Here is a 15,892-nt window from a genome sequence, read left to right as displayed (position 1 = left end):
TAATTGTTAATTGTTAATTGTTAATTGTTAATTGTTAATTGTTAATAGGTACCTGTGGAGAGCCATAATAAAAAGGGAGTGCTGAAAATTCAGCGCTCCCTTTTTATTTGATCAACTACTGGTTAGTTAGCCAGGTAAGGCTTCAGCAGTTCGTTCTTAGGGTTCTTAGAAAGTTTTCTAAGCGCCTTTTCTTTTATCTGTCTTACTCTTTCACGGGTAAGGCCAAGGTTCTCTCCAATATCTTCAAGTGATAAGCTTGTATTTTCACTTAGTCCGAAGTACTGGCTGATCACAATTCGCTCTCTTTCTGTAAGTGTAGAAAGCAATCTTGCAACCTCTCTCCTCAAAGAGTCACTATATACCAGATCTTCAACAGCATTGCTGTCCTCATCTTCCATTACATCTAATAATGAGCTGCCCTCATCCTCAGAGAAAGGCTTGTCAATAGATACCTGCTTAGTTTGGGATCTTACCGTAGTTCTAACCTCATCTACGCTCATATCCAGAAGCTCCGCCAATTCCTCATCGGTAGGCTCACGCTCAAACTGTTGCTCGAGAATAGAAGAAGCCTGATCAATTTTAGAAAGCGCTCCTATTTTATTAGAAGGGATCCTTACAATTCTTGAATGCTCGGCCAACGCCTGGATGATCGATTGTCTGATCCACCATACAGCATAAGAGATGAATTTAAACCCACGTTTCTCATCAAATCTTTTTGCCGCTTTTACCAGGCCCAGGTTACCCTCATTAATAAGGTCGTTAAGCGGTATTTTATTAGAATAATGGTATTGTTTAGCCACTGATACTACGAATCTCAAATTTGCCTTCACCAGTTTTTCCAGTGCAGCTTCATCCCCTTCTCTAATTCGCTGAGCCAGATCTACCTCTTCTTCAGGGGTCAGGAGCTCATCCTTAGATATCTCATTGAAGTACTTTTCCAGGGTTCTGCTGTCCCTGTTGGTGATGGATTGTGTAATCTTAAGTTGTCTCATTCTCCTTTTTATCCTAATGTATTAATTCTTGCGTTATGTATTATTTCTGCTATTTTTTATATACAACCATTTATAACAATAAAAATCTGAATTTGTTCCCCCCTCTCCTTAAATCTCGATTTTTTTGTCTTTTTTTTGTGTTTCCCTACGCTATCCCCCTTTAAAACGACCTTTTTAACCCCTCTTTTCGGGAAATTTCGCATGATACAAAAATTTTTCGAAACTGCTTAGAACTATTTTAAATAATTACCTTACGCGTTTGTTGGTAACATATTATTTCTTACTAAATTTGCAGTCGTTTTATTTAGCCCAGGCCCCCTGATCATGTCCCAAACGGTATTGGTGAAGCGTTTACTCCTCCTTCTGTTTTCTTGTTTTCTTTATATTTCATCCCTTGCTCAGAGTTCCATAGAAAAATTATTCAACAGAGGCTATCATTATATTTCGGTTGATCGCGAGCAAGCTATAAACTACTTAACGCAGTGTATTGAAAAAGATTCTACTTTTACCAAAGCTTTTTTTCACAGAGGCATCTGTTTTTTCAAAAATGGAGATTATAATAATGCATTGGAAGATTTCAAAACTGCGTACAGGTTAAACCCGGAAAATAATGTAATATGGATGTACCAGGGGTTTACCTATAGAAACATGGGCCAGATGGAGAAGGCTCTCAGTAGTTTCTCAAACTATATTTCTCTCCACCCACAAGATACTTCCGCTTATTCATATATTTTAAGGGGTAAAATGAAATATGAGCTTGGTGACTTCACCGGGGCCGTTGAGGACTATGATATGGCCCTGCGTTTAAAACCATTTGAGGAAAAATACGAATACTATAGGTTTGTAGCACTTTATAACAGCGAAAAATACCCTCAGGCTCTTAAGGCCGCCAATAGGCTAACCAGAATCAACCCTGACTTTTACGGGTACTATTTCTATAAAGGCAATGTATTTAGCAAAATGAATCAGCCCGATTCGGCTATATTTATGTACAACATTGCCATTATCAAAAACTACAACAACTCTGACAGCTACTTTTACCGGGCTCAGGCATACCAGCAAAAAAGAGAATATACAAAAGCTCTGGAAGATTACGCCACGGCAATTATGCTCAATAATGATGACGGCTCTTACTACAGCATGCGCGGCAACTGCAGATATGAAATGAATGATAAGGCAGGAGCCTGCGCAGATTGGGAGGAAGCTGGCGGCCTCGGATACTATGAAGACTTCGACAAAGTCAAAAAAGTATGTGAGTAAGATTTGATTTCATTTTTTTAATTACAAACTTGCCGCAAATAGAAATACGTTTTATAGTTATGGACAACAGAAAATTTTTACCCGTTATCATTGTTATCATTATTGCCGTAGTGGTGTTACTGGCGCTATCATCAAGTATCTTTTACACAATAGATGCAGGAGAAAGAGCCATTATCTTTTATAAATTTGGCGGTGGACTGGACAAAGAGAACGTGATCAAACAAGGCTTTGGCATAAAGGCTCCCTGGAATACGCTTCATGTTTATGAAGTGCGGGAGAGGTCAATAGAAGAAAAAATGGATGTGCTGGACAAAAACGGGCTGAGCCTTAATGTGGATGTTACGCTTCGTTTCAACCCCATCTACGACCAAATTGGCTACCTGCACGAAAACTTTGGTATCAACTATGTCAACTCCCTGGTAATACCCGAGGTGAGGTCGGCCGTGCGACAGGTGATGGGGAGATTTACCGCAGAAGAGATATACTCGACAAAAAGAGGGGAAGTAGAGGCTTCCATTAAGTTGGAGACTGAAAAAAGCCTTAAAGAGAACAATTGTGACATGAAAGCGCTGCTTATCCGGTCAATCAACCTGCCTGACCAGATCAGGGCTGCTATCGAAAACAAACTACAGCAGGAGCAGGAAGCACTGGCCTACCAGTTTAGACTCGAAAAGGAGAAGAGCGAAGCCGAGAGAAAAAGAATAGCGGCAGAAGGTGAAGCCGTAGCAAATAAAATAATTAATAACAGTTTGACACCTGAATTGTTAAAGATGCGTGGAATTGAGGCTACTTTAGAACTATCAAAATCACCGAATTCCAAAGTTGTGGTGGTAGGCAGTGGCAAAGACGGTATGCCTCTTATTCTTGGTGGTAATTAGATCGATTGCAGGGTTTTTATTTAACCCTTTTTTTATCTAATTTCACGGTCGATTTAGAATAACAGGAACTTAAACTAAAGAGAAAAAATGTCTAAAACGGCAGAGATCAAAACGGCAGAGATCAAATTTGGAGAAAAATCTTACCAGCTACCGTTAGTTGAGGGAACGGAAAACGAGCAAGGAATTGACATAGGATCGTTGAGAAGCGACTCTGGTCTGATAACTCTTGATCCGGGTTACAAAAATACCGGGTCTACCACAAGCGCTATTACCTTCCTTGATGGAGAAAAAGGTATCTTGAGATACAGAGGATATTCTATTGAGGAGTTGGCTGAAAAATCCACTTTTGTTGAGGTGGCTTATCTTTTAATATACGGAGAACTTCCTTCACAAGAGCAGTTGAACAAATTTCAGAATGAAATTAAGGTTCACACCCTGGTGCATGAAGACATTAAAAAGATACTGGAAGGCTTCCCCTCTAATGCTCACCCAATGGGAGTCTTATCTTCTTTGGTCACTTCACTAACTGCATTTTATCCCGAATCTCTTGACCCTAACCGCTCTGCTGACAAAGTCAACCTGAGCATTATCAGGATACTGGCTAAAATGCCTACTTTTGCTGCCTGGGCTTATAAGAATGAAGTTGGACACCCGGTAAATTACCCTGACAACAGGCTGGACTATTGCAGCAACTTCCTGAAGATGATGTTTGCTTTACCTGCCGAAGAATACCAGGTAGATCCTGTTGTAGCGAATGCACTTGACAAACTCCTGATACTGCATGCTGACCATGAGCAAAACTGCTCTACTTCTACAGTAAGAATTGTTGGTTCTTCTCAGGCCAGCTTATACGCATCTATCTCTGCCGGTATTAATGCGCTTTGGGGGCCGCTTCATGGTGGCGCTAACTCTGCCGTAATACACATGCTGGAAAACATCCAGAAAGATGGTGGCGACACTAAAAAATGGATGGGAAAAGCCAAAGACAAGGATGATCCGTTCCGACTCATGGGATTCGGCCACAGGGTGTATAAAAACTTCGACCCCAGGGCGAAGATCATCAAGAAAGCCGCTGATGATGTATTAAGCAAACTTGGTGTGAATGATCCGATACTGGAAATTGCTAAAGGACTGGAAGAAGTAGCATTGAGCGATGACTACTTCATCGAGAGAAAACTATACCCTAACGTTGATTTCTACTCAGGCATCATATACAGAGCGCTGGGCATACCTGTGGATATGTTCACAGTAATGTTTGCTCTCGGACGCCTGCCAGGATGGATTGCACAGTGGAAAGAAATGAGAGAAAATCACGAGCCTATAGGAAGGCCGAGACAGATCTATGTAGGTCACAACCTCAGATCTTATGTGGATATGAACAATAGATAATTCAGAATATACATTTTGATCAAAGGAGGCTGGGTACTATATTCAGCCTTTTTTATTTACAACCCCAGATTTAACATATAAAATATGCCAACAGAAAAATTTGAAAGTGCTGTAAAAAGATCCAAAGAGCTGACAAAAAGACCGTCAAACGAAGAACTGTTAAAGTTATACGCCCTCTACAAGCAGGCTACCGAAGGTGACAATCATGAAAGCAGGCCGGGAGGTTTTGATTTCAAAGCCATAGCCAAACATGATGCCTGGGCAGAGCAGACTGGGAAATCACCTGAAGAGGCAGAAGCTGAATACATTGCACTGGTAGACGACCTTGAAACAAAATATGCGTAATGTCACTCTTTTACCAGCCTGAAGTATCTAACGGTGTACTTTTCCTGGATGAAGAAGAATCCCGCCATTGCATAAAAGTGCTAAGGTATAAAACCGGAGACACCATACAAGTACAAGACGGCCGTGGAAATATCTTTTCGGTACGGCTTACCTCAGCTCACCAGAAAAAATGTGAGTTTGAGGTAATCGATACTGAATTTCAGCAACCTCCCCCCTATTATATTCACGTAGGAATAGCGCCCACCAAAAACCTCGACCGTATAGAGTGGTTTGTCGAAAAGACTGTGGAAATAGGGGTGCAGGAAATCAGTTTTATCAGTTGTAAGAATTCCGAAAGGAAAGTCCTTAAACTGGATCGATTGGAGCGGAAGGCGCTAAGCGCCATGAAACAATCTCAGCATCGCTACATGCCAAAGCTCAATGAACTGAGGTCCTTTAATGAGCTTACTACTAAGATTACAGAGACAGACAAGTATATTGCGCATGTCGACTTTGATAATCCGGTAGGCCTGGCCCGGAGTGCTAAGGCCGGAGGGAAATATTGCGTACTAATAGGCCCCGAAGGAGATTTTACTAGTGAAGAGGTTGAATATGCGCTGCAAAATGGATTTAAAAAGGTAAGTCTTGGAAGCAGTAGACTGCGGACAGAAACGGCAGGTATAGTGGCCTGTCATACATTAAATTTGATAAATGACGCATAACTTCTTCACTCCACCCAGCCAAGCTTCTTGCACTGACGCGGCTTTTGTTAACTCCCAATAAATATATAAAATGCTTAAAAACAGGCAGAATGACCTTAAAAAGAGGTATTCTGGCTCTGTTTTCTGACATGCATACCTTGAATCGGTTCTACATTAGAATAGAAAAAGAAATTTGAGGTTGTTGGGGTTATTAGACTAAGTTTATATTTTTACCCTTAACCAACTCTTTCTTCATGGTATTAAACTATATCTGGATCTCCTTTTTTCTTATCGCATTTGTTGTTGCCCTGGTTAAGCTGATCTTTTTTCAGGATTATGAAATATTCTCTGCGCTGGTCAATTCGACTTTTGAAATGGCGAAAACAGGTTTTGAAATATCATTGTTTTTGACTGGTGTGATGGCCCTATGGCTGGGCCTGATGCGTATTGGGGAAAAAGGTGGCATGGTAAAGGTGCTTTCCAAATTAGTGGGGCCCTTCTTTGCCAGGCTATTTCCACAGATCCCACGAGACCATCCGGCAACCGGAGCAGTAATCATGAATTTCTCGGCTAACATGCTAGGCCTGGACAATGCTGCCACCCCCCTCGGATTAAAAGCCATGAACGAAATGCAGGAGCTCAACCCTGACAAAGAAACCGCTTCAGATGCACAGATCATGTTTTTGGTATTAAATACCTCGGGCCTTTCCATAATCCCCCTGACAATTCTGGTGGACAGGTCTGTACTGGGCGCTGCTAACCCTACTGATGTATTTCTACCGATACTGCTGGCTACTTTCTGCTCATCAATTGTGGGCCTTATTACAGTAGCGATCTATCAAAAGATCAACCTGTTTGACAAAGTGATACTGGCTTATCTCGGTGGCTTCACACTGATCATCGCATCTATCATTTACTATTTCACCTCTATCCCCCAGGAAAAAGTAGGAGAAGTATCAACTGTAGCCAGCAACCTGATTATATTTTCGCTTATTATCAGTTTTTTGTTGCTTGGGCTCAGGAAGGGCATCAACATCTACGAAACATTCATAGACGGTGCCAAGGAGGGCTTCCAGATAGCTATAAAGATCATCCCCTACCTGATAGCTATTCTTGTGGCTATTGGTGTATTCAGGGCCAGCGGCGCCTTGAGTTATCTTGTTATGGGAATGGAATACCTTGTTTCCCTTACCGGAGCCGATACAGACTTTGTTAAGGCGCTGCCTACGGCAATTATGAAACCCCTTAGCGGTGGCGCTGCAAGAGGGATGATGATCGAAACTATCGAAACACATGGAGTAGATTCTTTTACAGGCCGAATGGCCAGCATATTCAGAGGCGCTACTGAAACCACCTTTTATATAGTGGCCGTTTATTTTGGTTCTGTAAACATCAAAAAAACACGTTATGCCATTACCGCAGGGCTTATTGCCGATCTGGCTGGGATCATTGCCGCAATTCTTTTTGGATATATGTTTTTTCATTAAGTTCATTTAATTATATTTCATACTGATTATTATTTAAAGTGTTCACGTATGACGAATGACAAGAAATCATCCCACATTCAAAAAACTATTTACGACAATGCCAAGAGCCACTTTCTTGGAAATTTTCCGGATTCACTACCAATTGAACAGGCTTATGTGCATATAGGTATGTACCTGGGGTGGATAATAGATACAGCTCTTTACTCCGAATATTTTGAAGATGAGGCAGAGATGCAGATCTTTAGATTCAAGAGGAGGGAAATATCCTGTACTATTCTGAGCGAGATCTGGGATGGATATCTGGGATACGAGCTTTTTAATAAGCACGGCAATATGTTCACCTACTACTACTATGGGGGCGGGCTTTACCGCAATGATTATGATGAGGTGTTGGTGAAAAAATTACCTTCCATCTATCACGTAAAAGATACCTGGGAAAATTACGAAGCAATTAAAACCCGTATTGATGTGAGATTTCAGGATTGGAAAAAACTAACGGGAAATCTATAAAAATTTAAGTCTAAAGGTTGTATTAAAAGTGAAAGCATAACCGCCAACTCTTTTAGTAGAACCTTTTTTTATTGCTCATTCTTTAACATTTCCCTTCTTATCGAGTACCAGGGTCTTTGAAGCATTACCATTTGTGCCCGTTTCAGCGTCATATTCCACAATAAATTCACCAGCCTGCTGTTCATAGGTGAAATTTTTAGGTGTCATAGCCAAATCCACGCTCTTCGTCCATGCCAGGCCATCAGAAGTATATATCTTGCTAATCGTAGCAACATAGGTATCCTGTTCTGGTTTGGGTGTATAAAAAACAACAAAATAGATCTGCCCTGCCTCATCCATAACTGTTTTAGAGGAGATACCTTCTATATTTGCCTTGTTGAAAAACTCGGAATTAACTTCAAATTTGATATTCACTTTAGGTACGCGTGTACGTTCCACCAAAGAAAAATAGCCCTCCGCAGGCTTTTCTCCTGAGAAATAGAGGCCGCTTGTGGTTTCGTCAGTGATTTCAAGTGGTATATACCTGTTGCCTTGCCTTATATCAAACAGTGGAATAGAGTCGCTCTCAGCTACCAACCAGCGAGACCTCTCCCTGATACGCTCATATTCCGTGTTTCTGGCTCTTTTCTGCTCGATAACAAAATCGAGCTTCTGCTTCACAAAAGCCTGCAGACCAGCTTCGCCTCCGAATTGGGCATCCACATATTCCTTGTAGTTTTTACATTCTTCAGCCAAATCTTTACCCACCAGGATATTGACGAGGCTGTCCATCGCATTGAGTTGATGAAGCCTGTTGCCTACTACTTCCAACTGATACATAATATCCAAAGAATCTGTGTAATCTCTATTCTGAATCACACTGGAATTAAATTTAAGATCTGCTATCTTAAGGTCAAACATCGCTACAGGAAGTGGCTCTTTATCAAACTCATACAGTTCGCTGTTCAGCTTGCTATAAAGCGGCATATTAATATCCGCTGCAACAGAAGAGGAGTCCTGCACCATCTTCTCGCGTAGCTTGTTAAGCGACTGGTCAAAAACCATGAGCTGTTCCCTTAACGGAAATATCTTCTCTCTGACATCGGCTTTGGCCTGATCGAGCCAGGTGGAAAAATCCCAAAAGTCAATATTATCTGAAAGGTATTCCGGGGTACTTTTGCCATCATTCTTATAGTCTATGATCTGCTTCTGGCGTAGCGACTGATCATATCCGCTTCCTACTACTTTACCCAATGCCGACTTATATTTGTCAAAGTTCTCAATAGCTTGCAGATAATTCTTTTTGATCACATCGAAATCATCAAGCAGCTTATTATCAGCTCTCAAAAAAAGTATTTTCCTGTTCGGATAGTTGGCTTGTAAACCATTAAACCCCTGCTGTGCAGCAGCATAATATTGCTGCATCTGCTCGTAATAGTTCTTGAGTTCGGATATTCTCTCTTTTTGCCCCTTCAGCCCTTCGATCTTCTTTTCTATGTCGAATTGAATATCAGCGAGTTTTATACCGAATTTCCCCGTTCTGATATCTCTTCTTTTATACGCCTGATAATACTCATCATTGCGCTTGATCTCCTTCTCGTCCAGATAAGTAAGGGTTTTTTGGTAGTAGATGATCGCGGAATCAATATTGTATTTGAGTATTTCAGTTTCCTGAAGGACATCATTTTTTTTTGCCTTCTCCTGATAGATCACTGCCATTTGAAAGTTTGCATTGGTATGATCCACATTCTTAGGGTCCGATAAAAATTCCCTGAGAAATGGCTCAGCTTCGTCATACTTTCTGGTGTCCAGTAAATAATAAAGATCTTTGTACTTCACCTTTTGTGCCTCTGCACACACGGTGATGAGAGGCACTAAAATCAATACCAGAATTGCTTTTTTCATAATATAAACCAACTATTCAGAAAGCAATTTAATGATTTTTCTATCCTTTTTCAGCAATTATCCATTAAATAGCCCTTTGAGCTTGTTGAGCTTTTCCTGAAGGTCACCTTCCGGAAGGTTTTCCTGCTTCTTCTTTGGCTTAGCCGGCTGCTTTCCAAAGGGATCGCTCTTCATAGACAATGCGATACGCTTACGGTTGATATCTACTTCCACTACTGTAACTGTCACCTTTTGCTGAACCGATACTACTTCAGCGGGATTTTTCACGAAAGAATCCGATAGATGGCTGACGTGTACGAGTCCATCCTGATGAACGCCAATATCAACAAATGCACCGAAATTGGTAATATTGGTCACGATTCCGGGCAATACCATTCCTACACGAAGGTCTTCCATATTGTTGATCCCTTCCTGGAAGCTAAATGCCTCAAAAGTCTCCCTGGGGTCCCGCCCCGGTTTTGCTAATTCGTCCAGGATATCGGTTAACGTTGGAAGCCCCACAGTATCCGTAACATATTTCTTAAGGTCGATCTTATTTCGCAAAGTAACATCATCGATCAGGTCTTGCACTGAGCAGCCAAGGTCAGCAGCCATACTTTCAACTATATGGTAGCTTTCGGGGTGCACCGCTGACTGGTCCAGAGGGTTTTTAGCGCCTCTTATTCGCAGGAAACCAGCCGCCTGCTCAAATGCTTTATCGCCCAACCTGCTGACTTTGGTGAGGGATTTTCTATCCTTGAAGGGACCATTTTCATTTCGGAATTGCACTATGGATTTGGCAAGTTGAGGACCCAGACCAGAAACATAGCTCAGCAGCTCCTTGCTGGCCGTATTTAGCTCCACTCCCACGGAATTCACACAGCTCATTACCACATCATCAAGGCTGTGTTTTAATGCATTTTGATCTACATCATGCTGATACTGACCTACTCCGATGGATTTGGGATCGATCTTTACTAATTCGGCCAGGGGATCCATCAGTCTTCGCCCGATGGACACTGCTCCCCTTACTGTTACATCATGATCAGGAAACTCATCTCTGGCCACGTCAGAAGCAGAATAAACAGACGCACCACTTTCATTGACCATGAGTACCAGGATATTTTTAGGAAGCCCCAGGTTTCTCACGAAGCTTTCTGTTTCCCTGCTGGCTGTCCCATTTCCTATGGCTATGGCCTCTACATTATACTTTTCACACAAGTATTTGATCAAAGCACCTGACTCAGCAACTTTCCTCTGAGGTTCGTTCGGATAGATGGCATCATTGTGCAGCAATTTTCCCTGCTTGTCCAGCACCACTACTTTGCACCCGGTTCTGAAACCCGGGTCAAGCGCCAATACATTCATCTGCCCTAATGGCGCTGCCAGCAATAGCTGTCGCAGGTTGTCAGCAAATACCCGAATGGCTTCTTCATCGGCTTTGGTCTTGGAATTGATCCTGATCTCTGTTTCCATAGAGGGTTTCAGAAGTCGTTTGTAGCAATCTGTTGCGGCCATTTTCACCTGTTCAGAAGCCTGGTTATAACCTTTTACAAATAGTTTTTCCAGTAACTGCACCCCGCTTGCCTCGTCAGGACATATATCCAAAGAAAGGATCATTTCCTTTTCACCCCTTCTCATCGCCAATAGCCGGTGCGATGGTGTCTTGGCAATGGGCTCCTCCCACTCAAAATAATCTTTGTATTTCTGACCTTCCTCTTCTTTGCCTTTTATAACCCTGGAGGTGATGACACCGTCCTTCTCGAAGAGCTGCCGCATGCGCTTTCTGGTCTCCTGGTCTTCATTCATCCATTCCGCTATTATATCGCGAGCGCCCTGAAGCGCTTCCTCCTCATTTGCCACCTCTTTTTCTTCACTTATAAATTGACTGGCAAGCTGCTGTACATCAATATTTTCCTGGTCAAATATCTGTTTGGCCAATGGCTCCAGTCCCTTCTCCCTCGCCACGGTGGCCCTGGTCTTTCTCTTTGGCTTATATGGGAGATAGATGTCTTCCAACTCAGCCAAAGTTTGTGCTTCGTTAATAGCCTTTTCCAGTTCGGGTGTCAGCTTCTCCTGCTTTTCAATAGATTTTAAGATTGCTTCTCTTCTTTTGTCCAGATCTCTCAATTGGGTAATCCTATCCCTGATGGCAGTTATGGCCACTTCATCCAAACTTCCCGTCATCTCTTTTCTATACCTTGAAATGAATGGCACGGTACCACCTTCATCCAGCAAATCTACCACCGAGCTTACTTGTTTTTCCCTGATCCCCAGCTCTACAGCAACTATTGAAATATTCTTATCCATTGACTATCGTTTATACTTGAATTAATTTTGAAGCCGACAAAAATATAAAATTAAGAAATAGACGACCGGAGGTAAAGGGAAAAAAGTTTTTTTCTGGTTACTGGTTTCTTGTTGCTGGGGTACTGGGTGCCGGAATCCGAACCAATAAACTGTGAACTGGGAACTGTGAACGGCAAACTGTTAAACTGAGACTGAGAACTGTTATGTAACATTGGTGACAATACAGCGTTCAAAAAAGTGTTATCTTCACATGTATGAAAAAGCAACTTAAGGAGTGGGGTATATTCCTCATCATCGTTTTATTTCTATATTTCACTGGTCTTTATACCGATGTGGCGGCTCTGGCTCAAAGAGCTATCCTTACCACAGGACTGATCACCGCGGATACGGAATTGGAAGCCGGAAAAAAGGATGTAGCAGACTACAACTTTATGTTGAAGGATCTTGAGGGAAAGACCATTAACCTCGAAGATTACAAAGGTAAGGTGATCTTTATGAACTTATGGGCAACTTGGTGCCCTCCGTGTGTTGCAGAAATGCCGGGCATCCAGGAATTATACGAGGAAGTAAAAAGTGATGATATTGTATTTATCATGCTCTCCATGGATGACTCAGAAGTGAAACCTAAAAAATTCATAGAAAAGAAAGGTTATACATTCCCTGTTTACATGGCAGCCAGCAGGGTGCCAGATATATACAGGAGCCCTTCCATACCTACCACTTTTGTGATCTCAGCGGATGGTCGTATTGTGTCTAAAAAAGTAGGAATGGCTAAGTATAACACCAAATCGTTCATCAAATTCATGAAAGAGGAGGCGGAAAAGGTGGAGTTGTGAAAGTCGGCAGTTGGCAAAAAGGGCCGGAAGACCGAAGACCGAAGACGGAAGTGCAAAGCTTCATCGGATGAATGTCTTCTCAAAGCAAATCTCATCCGATGACACTGGGGAATTTGGCAAAAAAAGTCGTGAGTACTGAGTCGTGAGTATTAAGTGGAAGAACGACAATACGAACTGCAAAATGAGATACTCTAGTGTATGATTGCTAAATTCATTCAGAATAACCTTAAAAAGAGTTTTTTTTGCTCTCTGATATGCCTACCTTTAATCGGTTACTATCGCACTCACGTTAAGTTAAGCCAGCGAGAAGCAGTTGTCTTACTCTTTCAACACCTGTGCTTGCCTTTTCCTCTACAAAGTACAGGTTAGGGCGTTTTTCTACAATAGGAATTTTAGGGTCGATCACATATTTGGGAATTTCATCGGCAGCCAGGCTTAGCAAACCTGCTGCAGGATATACGACCAGTGAAGTACCGGCAACGATGAAAATATCCGCCTTGTAGACTTCTTCGGCTGCCACTTCCATCATCGGCACCATTTCTCCAAACCACACCACATTGGGACGCAATTGAGACCCTCTCTCACAAAGGTCACCCAATTTCAGCTCCCATCCCTCCATATCATAAATGAGGTTTTCATCAGCCGTGCTTCTGGATTGAAATAATTGTCCGTGGAGGTGAATTACTTTTGAGGAACCGGCTTTTTCATGGAGATTATCAATATTTTGGGTAATGATCGTTACATCAAAATCTTCTTCCATCTTTGCCAGGGCAAGATGCCCTGTATTGGGCTTTGCGTTTAGTGCCGTTTTTCTCCGTTCGTTATAGAAATGAAGCACAAGTTCCTGATTTCGCTCCCATCCCTGCGGTGAGGCCACTTCCATAACGTCATGTCCCTCCCAAAGGCCATCGGCATCCCTGAAGGTGGGGATGCCGCTCTCAGCGCTTATTCCTGCTCCGGTAAGAACGACAACCTTTTGCATAGCAGTCCTTTATTTTTTACGTACTCGTCCCTTTTTCTCAGGTGTCTTTTCCGCCAGCTCTATACATTCCTCAAGGGTAAGCTCTTTTGGCTCTTTTCCTTTTGGAATTTTCACATTCTTTTTACCAAACTTGATGTAAGGGCCATAACGACCATTGAGCACCTGAACATCGGGATTTTCTTCAAACGTTTTGATGAATTTATTGGCGTCCGCTTCCCGCTTCTGTCTGATCAGTTCTATGGCCCGGTCTGCATCTATACTGTAAGGATCATCGTCTTTTGGTATGGATACGAACTTATTGTCGTGCTTCACGTAGGGGCCAAACCTGCCAATACCAACCTGCATGGGTTTTTCTTCGAATTCACCAAGATCTCTGGGCAATTTAAAAAGCTCCATAGCATCTTTCATGGTAATGTTTTCAATGAACTGCCCCTTTCTCAGGCTGGCGTATTGCGGTTTCTCCTCCTCATCATCGCCTCCAATCTGCACTATAGGGCCAAACCTTCCGAGCCGGGCAATTACCTTCTTACCAGACTTCGGATCAACACCCAGCTCTCTGGACTTAGGTACAGCAGAACGCTCGATATTTTCAGTGGTCTCTACTTTGGAATGAAACTCCTTGTAAAAATCAGTGATCATCTTATCCCACTCCGTTTTTCCACGGGCGATTTCATCAAATAGCTCTTCAACCTCAGCGGTAAAGCTATAGTTAGTAACATTGGGAAAATGCTCTACCAGAAAATCGTTGACTACCATGGCGATGTTTGTAGGAAAAAGCTTGCTCTTCTCCGTACCTACCACCTCGGTCAATGTTTTGGATTGGATACTGTTATCTTTCAATCTCATTACCATGTAATTCCTCTCGGTACCTTCACGATTCTCCTTGATCACATAGTTTCTCTTCTGTATGGTTGAAATTGTGGGCGCATATGTAGATGGTCTGCCTATGCCCATTTCCTCCAGTTTCTTTACCAGACTAGCTTCTGTATATCGTGCAGGCGGCCTGCTGAAGCCCTGGCGTGCTTTCATTTCATCAAGGGTGAGCTGCTGCCCCACGTTTAACGGTGGCAGCATTCCTTTTTGCTCCTCGCCCTCCTCTTCATCATCTGTAGACTCCAGGTATACAGATAGGAACCCTTCAAACTTAATCACTTCACCGGTAGCAACTAATTGTTGTGGTACTGTTGATATGCCAATAGTAGCCGTTGTTTTTTCAATTTGAGCATCAGCCATTTGCGAAGCAATTGCCCTTTTCCAGATCAACTCGTATAACCGCTGACCATTTCTATCCACACCTGGATCGGTCATAGCAAAATCGGTAGGACGAATGGCTTCGTGGGCTTCCTGTGCCGAACCGGATTTTGTTTTATAGGCTCTGACTTTCACAAAATTGTCGCCAAACTCCTTTTTGATCTCGGCAACGGCTCCATTAATTGCCTCTTGTGACAGGTTCACAGAGTCCGTTCTCATATAAGATATTATACCTGCCTCGTAAAGTTTTTGTGCAATCGTCATAGTCTGCGATACAGAAAAGCCCAGCTTCCTGCTGGCTTCCTGCTGTAAGGTAGACGTAGTAAACGGTGGAGCGGGAGATTTTTTTGAAGGCTTTTTCTGTAGGTCTACAATGGAAAATTCTGCTCCCTTACAAGCTTCCAAAAATTCTGTTGCTTCTTCCTCAGTATCAAATTTCCTGGGTAGTTCCGCGTGCAGAAGCTTACCTCCTCCCAGATCGAAGGTAGCAGTGATCTTGTAGCTTGGAGTAGCTTTGAACTTATCAATTTCCCTCTCCCGCTCTACAACAAGCCTCACAGCCACGGATTGTACCCGTCCTGCCGACAGCCCGGTTTTTATCTTCTTCCATAAGATAGGAGATAGTTCAAAACCAACGAGCCTGTCCAGCACCCTTCTTGCCTGCTGTGCATTCACCAGGTCAAGGTCGATGCCCCTCGGATTTTTTATGGCATTTTCAATTGCATTTCTTGTGATTTCCCGAAAAACTATGCGCCTAGTCTTGGCATCATCCAGCTTCAGTGCTTCTTTAAGATGCCAGGAAATAGCCTCCCCTTCACGGTCATCATCACTCGCGAGGTATATGGTTTCCGCATCTTTGACTAATTTTTTCAGTTGCTTTACGACCTCTTTCTTATCAGCGCTTATTTCATAGGTAGGTTTGAAACCATGTTGGATATCAATGGCTTTATCACCTTTGGGTAAATCCCTGACATGACCATAGCTGGATGCTACTTTGTAATCTTTGCCGAGATAACCTTCGATGGTTTTTGCCTTTGCAGGAGACTCAACTATAACTAAATTCTTAGGCATATATTAGTTTTTCTCTGGTTGGAAAATTTCAAATATCA

The 15,892-nt window shown here is 42.5% G+C and carries 13 protein-coding genes; 8 read left to right on the top strand and 5 right to left on the bottom strand.

Annotated elements, in window-relative coordinates; all coding sequences use genetic code 11:
* Positions 1-122 precede the first annotated feature (122 nt).
* The gene (locus C900_RS07040; protein WP_009579016.1) at positions 123-992 is read right to left on the bottom strand and encodes a sigma-70 family RNA polymerase sigma factor; all 870 of its coding nucleotides are present in this window, start codon (positions 990-992) and stop codon (positions 123-125) included.
* Positions 993-1,334: 342 nt separating this feature from the next.
* Here C900_RS07040 and C900_RS07035 point away from each other — a divergent pair, with 342 nt between their 5' ends.
* The 7 genes from C900_RS07035 (at position 1,335) to C900_RS07005 (ending at position 7,541) form a co-directional block, all read left to right on the top strand.
* Complete coding sequence (locus tag C900_RS07035) at positions 1,335-2,252, top strand: tetratricopeptide repeat protein (RefSeq protein ID WP_185113956.1); 918 nt, start codon at positions 1,335-1,337, stop codon at positions 2,250-2,252.
* Between the two features lie 59 nt (positions 2,253-2,311).
* Positions 2,312-3,130, top strand: a complete 819-nt coding sequence (locus C900_RS07030; RefSeq protein WP_009579014.1) for a prohibitin family protein — start codon at positions 2,312-2,314, stop codon at positions 3,128-3,130.
* 87 nt (positions 3,131-3,217) lie between these two features.
* Positions 3,218-4,519, top strand: coding sequence for a citrate synthase (locus C900_RS07025; RefSeq protein ID WP_009579013.1), 1,302 nt, complete (start codon positions 3,218-3,220; stop codon positions 4,517-4,519).
* A gap of 84 nt (positions 4,520-4,603) precedes the next feature.
* Complete coding sequence (locus C900_RS07020; RefSeq protein WP_009579012.1) at positions 4,604-4,864, top strand: acyl-CoA-binding protein; 261 nt, start codon at positions 4,604-4,606, stop codon at positions 4,862-4,864.
* The gene (locus C900_RS07015; RefSeq protein WP_009579011.1) at positions 4,864-5,565 is read left to right on the top strand and encodes a 16S rRNA (uracil(1498)-N(3))-methyltransferase; all 702 of its coding nucleotides are present in this window, start codon (positions 4,864-4,866) and stop codon (positions 5,563-5,565) included. The genes C900_RS07020 and C900_RS07015 overlap by 1 nt, the downstream gene beginning before the upstream one ends.
* Positions 5,566-5,798: 233 nt before the next feature.
* A complete protein-coding gene (locus C900_RS07010; protein WP_009579009.1) occupies positions 5,799-7,031 on the top strand; it encodes a nucleoside recognition domain-containing protein in 1,233 nt (410 codons plus the stop codon).
* A 48-nt stretch (positions 7,032-7,079) separates the two neighbouring features.
* Positions 7,080-7,541 (top strand): DUF7832 domain-containing protein, encoded by a 462-nt coding sequence (locus C900_RS07005; RefSeq protein WP_009579008.1) that lies wholly within the window; start codon positions 7,080-7,082, stop codon positions 7,539-7,541.
* A 75-nt stretch (positions 7,542-7,616) separates the two neighbouring features.
* Here C900_RS07005 and C900_RS07000 read toward each other — a convergent pair whose 3' ends face one another.
* Positions 7,617-9,425, bottom strand: a complete 1,809-nt coding sequence (locus C900_RS07000; RefSeq protein WP_009579007.1) for a hypothetical protein — start codon at positions 9,423-9,425, stop codon at positions 7,617-7,619.
* Positions 9,426-9,482: 57 nt separating this feature from the next.
* Positions 9,483-11,714 carry a Tex family protein gene (locus tag C900_RS06995; protein WP_009579006.1) on the bottom strand — a complete coding sequence of 744 codons (2,232 nt, stop codon included), beginning with the start codon at positions 11,712-11,714 and terminating at the stop codon, positions 9,483-9,485.
* A gap of 254 nt (positions 11,715-11,968) precedes the next feature.
* On the opposite strand from C900_RS06995, the gene C900_RS06990 reads away from it, so the two are divergent.
* Positions 11,969-12,550: a TlpA family protein disulfide reductase gene (locus C900_RS06990; RefSeq protein ID WP_009579005.1), complete on the top strand. Its 582-nt coding sequence runs from the start codon at positions 11,969-11,971 to the stop codon at positions 12,548-12,550.
* Positions 12,551-12,839: 289 nt separating this feature from the next.
* Here C900_RS06990 and C900_RS06985 read toward each other — a convergent pair whose 3' ends face one another.
* Together C900_RS06985 and topA are read right to left on the bottom strand one after the other, a co-directional pair.
* Positions 12,840-13,532, bottom strand: coding sequence for an SIR2 family NAD-dependent protein deacylase (locus tag C900_RS06985; protein WP_009579004.1), 693 nt, complete (start codon positions 13,530-13,532; stop codon positions 12,840-12,842).
* A gap of 9 nt (positions 13,533-13,541) precedes the next feature.
* Positions 13,542-15,854, bottom strand: coding sequence for a type I DNA topoisomerase (gene topA, locus C900_RS06980; RefSeq protein WP_009579003.1), 2,313 nt, complete (start codon positions 15,852-15,854; stop codon positions 13,542-13,544).
* Between the last annotated feature and the right edge of the window lie 38 nt (positions 15,855-15,892).

Source organism: Fulvivirga imtechensis AK7 (genome assembly GCF_000331535.1).
Taxonomy (GTDB): domain Bacteria; phylum Bacteroidota; class Bacteroidia; order Cytophagales; family Cyclobacteriaceae; genus Fulvivirga; species Fulvivirga imtechensis.
Note: the sequence above shows the minus strand (reverse complement) of the source record. Positions and strands in the feature narration are given on the sequence as shown.